Source organism: bacterium, from assembly GCA_040756715.1.
Taxonomy (GTDB): Bacteria; UBA9089; UBA9088; order UBA9088; family UBA9088; genus JBFLYE01.
This window is the reverse complement of record JBFLYE010000152.1, coordinates 1-5,656: the sequence shown is the minus strand read 5'-3', so window position 1 is coordinate 5,656 and position 5,656 is coordinate 1. Positions and strand designations below refer to the sequence as shown.

The following is a 5,656-nucleotide window of genomic DNA, read 5'->3' as shown; positions in this document are numbered from 1 at the left end:
AATTTTGAATGTTGAATTTTGAATTAAAAGGGAAAAAATTTTATAAAACTTAAACCTTCAATTCAAAATTCAAAATTTAGAATTCAAAATTTCTTAAAAGGTGGATGAATTTTTAACAGATAAACACCACCCTATCTATTTTTGCACTAAGTAATGGAAGATACTATAAATATTAAGGAAGCTAAACATATACCAACTCTGTTATTATCCTGCGATAACCCTTATCCCTTCTTCTATTGTGGTTATCCCTTCTAAAACCTTTTCCTTCGAGGCATCCTTTAATGTAGTTAGCCCTTTTTCCATAGCAAGCTCTGTTATTCTGGAGGCAGGTTCCCTTTCTGTAATAAGCTCTTGAATTTCGGGGTCAATATCAAGAAGCTCAAAGATACCAATCCTCCCTTTATATCCAATTTGGCTACACTTTTTGCAGCCCTGTCCTTTCCAGAGAGGTGTATCACTTGGAAGATTAAAGAAATCAAGCAGGGCTTGTTTTGGCTTATAAGAAACCTTACATTCAGGGCATATCTTTCTTATCAGCCTCTGGGCAACCGATAGAATCAAGGTTGAGGCAATGAGAAATGGCTCAACACCCATATTCTGAAGCCTTGTTATTGCTCCCACAGAATCATTTGTATGCAGGGTGGAGAATACAAGATGTCCGGTTAGGGCGGCGTTTATGGCAACCTCTGCTGTTTCCTTATCCCTTATCTCACCAACAAATAAAATATCGGGATCCTGCCTTAAAAATGAACGCAGGGTGGTTGAAAAATCAAGCCCAATATCAGGTTTTGCCTGTGTTTGATTAAGACCTCTCATCTTATACTCAACAGGATCCTCAACGGTCATAATATTTTTGTTAGGGGAATTGAGTGTCCTAAGGGTTGAATAAAGGGTTGTTGTCTTTCCGCAGCCGGTTGGTCCTGTGATAAGAATTATCCCATGTGGCTCTTTTATCTTCTTTTCATAGAGAGAAAGCATATTTTTAGAAAACCCTAATTTTACAAGGTCAACCGCCATAGATGTTGGATCAAGGATTCTTGCTACAACCTTTTCTCCATAGGAGGTGGGAACAATAGAAACCCTCATATCTGCCTCTTTATCCCTTAACCTTATAGAACACCTTCCATCTTGGGGAAGCCTTCTCTCTGCAATGTTTAAGCCAGAGATTATCTTAAACCTTGAGATAATAGCCCGGCAAAGGCTCTTGGGTGGAGAGAATACCTCATGAAGAACACCATCTATTCTGTATCTTACCCTTAAATCCTCCTCATATGGCTCAATGTGTATATCAGATGCACCCCTTTCAACCGCCTCAGAAAGCAAGTGGTTGACCAGCTTGATTATTCCAACCGCCTCGCCCTCCTCCTTTATCTTCTCAAGGTCAACCGTCTCTTCTTCCTTTAAAACCTCAACCGCTTTGACATCAACCGCGGCTAAGATATCCTCCATACTTTCTGTTTTTCTATAATACTTTTCTATTGCAGCCTTTATCTTTTCCTCAGAGGAGACAACCGCCCTTATCTTACAGCCGGTAACCTTTCTTATGTCATCGATAGCAAATACATCAAGGGGATCTGCCATTGCAATGGTTAAAACATCATCGTTTAGAGAAATTGGGATTGCCAGGTGCTTTCTAACAATTGGCTCTAATACATCATTCCTTAAGAGCTTTCCAAACCTTTCAATCTCTATATTGTCTAAGTCTACATATGCTATGCCCATCTGAGAGCCTAGAAAATTAAGGATTGTCTCCTCAGAGACAAAGCCAAGCCTTGATAAGGTTTTTCCAAGCCTCTCCCTTGCCCTTCTCTGCTCCTCAAGGGCTTTATTAAGCTGCTCCTGGGTTATAATATTTGCCTTAACCAGCATATCCCCTAATTTTCTTTTATCCCTTATATTCATTGTTCTATCTCCATAAGCTTCTTGAGATACTTCAGGTCTATCTTGTCTTTATCCTTTCCTGTTTTTTTCAGCTTAACCAGATCTACTAAATCTGGGACATAAACCGCAAACCCCTCTTCTTTTAAAAGCCTCTTTCTTTTAAAACAATCTTCAAAGCGAAGGATTTCTCCCTCTATATTCACTATTTGTTTTGGCCTAAATACATCAATGGTGATGTCATTTTCTAGCGTGAACATAAAATGTTCCTTTATTTTTTCTGGCTCTATTGAAGGATATAATCCAAATTCCCTTGCTACCTCCAAGAGCCTTTCCGTATTCTCTCTTTCCCCATCAATATAGAGGTCATAATCCATTGTTGCTACCGGAATCCCATAGGTAATCATTGCTTGCCGGCCAATAAGAAGATACCTCACCCCTTTCTGATGAATAGCTCCAATAAACTCAATAGGATCCGTCATTCTTTTTTAATTTATCCAGCTTGATGGCGGCTAGGGTGTGTAGATATCCTATTTCTAACCTCTTCTTCACAGGAAATTTAGAAAGCCACCTAATCAACCTCTCTAAATGCTTGTCCTCTTTCTCAAAATCTTGTGGATATAATGTATCTTTCATCCCTTCTCTCTTCTTTCAAGGTATATTCCAAAATTATAGCTTGTTTCCTCATCCCTTTCTCCAATTCCAAGCTTTAGATCAAAGAATTTTAATGGTTTATGAATACCAAAGCAAAATCCTTTCTTTTCATATTCAGCCAATATATTAAAACCCTTTATAGGCATATCCATCCCTATAAAATATTGTCCTTCACTAGATTTTTCTTTCCATAAATAACCTAGCCCAAGGTGGATATTGAAAAATTTGGAAGGAAGGCTTGAGATAAACCAAAACCCCTTATCCTTTTCCTTCTCCTTCTTTTCCATATCGTATAGCCTATAATACAGAGAAATTCCCAACCAATCATAGTTTAGCTTTAAGGAACTACCCATTCCAAAAAGGCTTATCTCTGTTTTAAGGCTTGAGGGAATGCCTATCTTTAAAAGAAATAAATAGGGGTATGTAAGTCCAAATTTAAGCCCTTTTTCGCAATGGGAGGTGGGAAGAAAAACAAGCTCTGATAAATATCCCCTTTCCTTTAGGAAAACAGGAGGCTCTTTTGGCAATGATATTGAATAAAGATTAACCCTTAAATCTTGCTCTCCCTTTACCAAAACCTTTTGGGTTTGAGGCTCAAACCCCTCCTTTTTTACCACAACCTCATAGACCTTTTCCTCCAGGTTTGGAATAAACAAAGGTGTAAGACCAACCAGCCTTCCATCAAGAAAGACCTCACAATTATTAGGCTGGGATGAAACAGCAAGGGAAGTTGGTCTTTCTCCCTTTTTTAATCTTCCTAATAAGAGGGAGAGGTCAAGACAAGAATAGGGATTGCTTTTATTCTCTATTTCAAGCTTTAAATCCTCAAATCCATCCTTTTTAACAAGAAGACCTCCCTCTATTTTATCATTGATAATAATAGGGCTTTCTCCTATTTCTTTTCCCCTCCAGGATACACTTGCCCTTGGTTTTGTATGGATAAGGAGAAATTCCTTTGTTTTGTTTATTTCATAGGAGCTTTTTCTTATAAGGTCAAATGGAGATATTTTTTCCTTTGAATATAAAATGGAAAGAAAGGATTTGCGAGCCTCAAGGGATGTAACCTCAGCTTCTGCTATCTTTATCCCATCCCTTATCACATCAAACCTTGTGCCTGGTTTTATTCCATCCTCTTTGCCTAAAGGAATAACAAGCTCTGATTGAAAGATAAGCTTTTCAATCTTTGTATTTATTCCAAAATGGGAAAGGAATAAAGAAATAAGATATTCTTTTAAATAGGGGTCTTCTTTTCTACTTGTAGGGATAAAGGAAAATCTGATAAACCTTTGGCTAAGGGAATCCTCTATAGAGCCAATTGCTAAACAATCGCATTCCAGAAGCTCGCCAATTGTCCATGCTATCTCAGGGGTAATTATACCGAGCTCTTTTTGTATGGCTGGCGTAAGAACCTTATTAACCTTTTCTTGTGGAATTAGGCTAAGTTTTTCTGAGGGAAATAGGGAAGATATAAGCAAATTAAGCTCCTCTTTTCCTTTCTTAGCTTGCGTTCTATCCTCAAAATCAAGAAATGCTATTGTTTTTGCATAGCAAGAGAAAGAAAAAAGGATAAAATAAAGGTAGAGTTTTAAGTTTTTCATAAATAAATTTTACCACATTTTTGCATTTTTTTCATTTTATATTTCTTTGTGCCTGTGGTCATTTATCCTCCCTTGTCCAATTGCAATTTAAACAGAATATCTTTTTTCCCGATTGGACAAGGTGGTTATTGCAATTTTCGCATTTCTCTTCCAAAAACTTGTTATTGGTGATATATGTGCAATCCGGGTATCTTGAACACCCATAAAAACCGCCCCTCTTTGATTTTCTATAAACAAGAACCCCCTCTTTGCACTTTGGGCAGGTTATCTTTATTAATTGCTCTGTATAGCGACAATCTGGATAGGAAGAACAACCAAGGAATTTTTGACCACGAGCAAATCTTATCACCAGCTCCTGGTTGCATCTTGGACAAGGCTTACCTGCCTTTTGGGGTTCTATCCTTTCCTTTTGTTCTCCTATTGGCTTTGCATTTCTGCATTTTGGAAAGTTTTTGCAGGCTAAAAATTCTCCGTATTTCCCTTCCCTTATCACCATTTTCCCTCCACATTTCTCGCAGAGAATATCTGTTTCCTTTTCTTTTTCCTTTTTTACATTCTTCATATTTTTTTCTGCTTTTTCTAGCATATTTGAAAACCCTGGATAAAATGAATAAAGTAAGTCCTTCCAATTAACCCCTCCTTCCTCTATCCTATCCAGATTTTCCTCCATACCTGCGGTAAATTTTATCTCAAAAATGGAGGGGAAATTTTCCTTTAAAAGACCCCAGACAAGCCTTCCGGTTGTGGTTGGATATAGCTTATTCTCTTTCTTTTCCACATACATTCTTTCAAGCAATGTCGTGATTATTGTCGCATAGGTAGAAGGCCTTCCAATGCCATTTTCCTCCAAAGCCTTAACTAATGTTCCCTCATTATACCTTGGAGGGGGTTGAGTAAAGTGCTGCTCGGGGGTAATATTTAAAAGGGAAAGACTTTCGCCTTCTAACAAAGCAGGAAGAATTTTGTCTTTTTCATCCGAGGGATAGACCTTGATGAATCCATCAAATTTTACTATCTGTCCAGAGGCGACAAATGTATAGTCAAGGGCTTTTATCTCTACCTTTGTCGTTAAGAATAAAGCATCCTCCATCTGTGAGGCGATAAATCTCTTTGCAATAAGCTCATATAGCCTAAATTGCTCATTTGAAATATAGCTCTTTATCTCAGATGGAATATGAAATGGCAAGGCTGGTCTTATTGCCTCATGGGCATCCTGGGCTTTGTTTTTATTTTTATAAAAACGGCTTTGCTTTGGAACATAGTTTTCACCAAAAGTGCTCTTAATATAACCCCTAATCTCAGATATTGCCTCAGAAGATACCCTTAGCGAATCTGTCCTCATATATGTAATCAAGCCTATAGGCGATCCCCCTCCTACCTCTAACCCCTCATATAATTGCTGGGCAATGAGCATTGTCTTCTTTGAAGGAAAGGAAAGCCTTTGGAATGCCTCCTGTTGTAATTTGCTTGTGATAAATGGAGGCGGCGGAGATTTCTTTTTTTCTTTTTTCTCTATTTTTGCCACT

The 5,656-nt window shown here is 37.9% G+C and carries 5 protein-coding genes; all 5 read right to left on the bottom strand.

Translation table 11 applies throughout. The annotated features are described in order from the left end of the window. Positions 1-204 precede the first annotated feature (204 nt). Positions 205-1,902: an ATPase, T2SS/T4P/T4SS family gene (locus AB1397_05675; GenBank protein MEW6482474.1), complete on the bottom strand. Its 1,698-nt coding sequence runs from the start codon at positions 1,900-1,902 to the stop codon at positions 205-207. Next, complete coding sequence (locus AB1397_05670; GenBank protein MEW6482473.1) at positions 1,899-2,360, bottom strand: hypothetical protein; 462 nt, start codon at positions 2,358-2,360, stop codon at positions 1,899-1,901. The genes AB1397_05675 and AB1397_05670 overlap by 4 nt, the downstream gene beginning before the upstream one ends. Then, the gene (locus AB1397_05665; protein MEW6482472.1) at positions 2,344-2,514 is read right to left on the bottom strand and encodes a hypothetical protein; all 171 of its coding nucleotides are present in this window, start codon (positions 2,512-2,514) and stop codon (positions 2,344-2,346) included. Before AB1397_05665 ends, AB1397_05670 begins: the two co-directional genes overlap by 17 nt. Further along, complete coding sequence (locus tag AB1397_05660; protein MEW6482471.1) at positions 2,511-4,130, bottom strand: PEGA domain-containing protein; 1,620 nt, start codon at positions 4,128-4,130, stop codon at positions 2,511-2,513. The genes AB1397_05665 and AB1397_05660 overlap by 4 nt, the downstream gene beginning before the upstream one ends. 58 nt (positions 4,131-4,188) lie before the next feature. After that, on the bottom strand, positions 4,189-5,656 hold a 1,468-nt coding region (gene topA / locus AB1397_05655), incomplete at its 5' end, for a type I DNA topoisomerase (protein MEW6482470.1).

Coding starts and splice junctions, on each gene's coding strand:
- AB1397_05665 (MEW6482472.1), bottom strand. CDS start 2,514: ATGAAAGATACATTATATCCACAAGATTTTGAGAAAGAGGACAAGCAT.
- AB1397_05675 (MEW6482474.1), bottom strand. CDS start 1,902: ATGAATATAAGGGATAAAAGAAAATTAGGGGATATGCTGGTTAAGGCA.
- AB1397_05660 (MEW6482471.1), bottom strand. CDS start 4,130: ATGAAAAACTTAAAACTCTACCTTTATTTTATCCTTTTTTCTTTCTCT.
- AB1397_05670 (MEW6482473.1), bottom strand. CDS start 2,360: ATGACGGATCCTATTGAGTTTATTGGAGCTATTCATCAGAAAGGGGTG.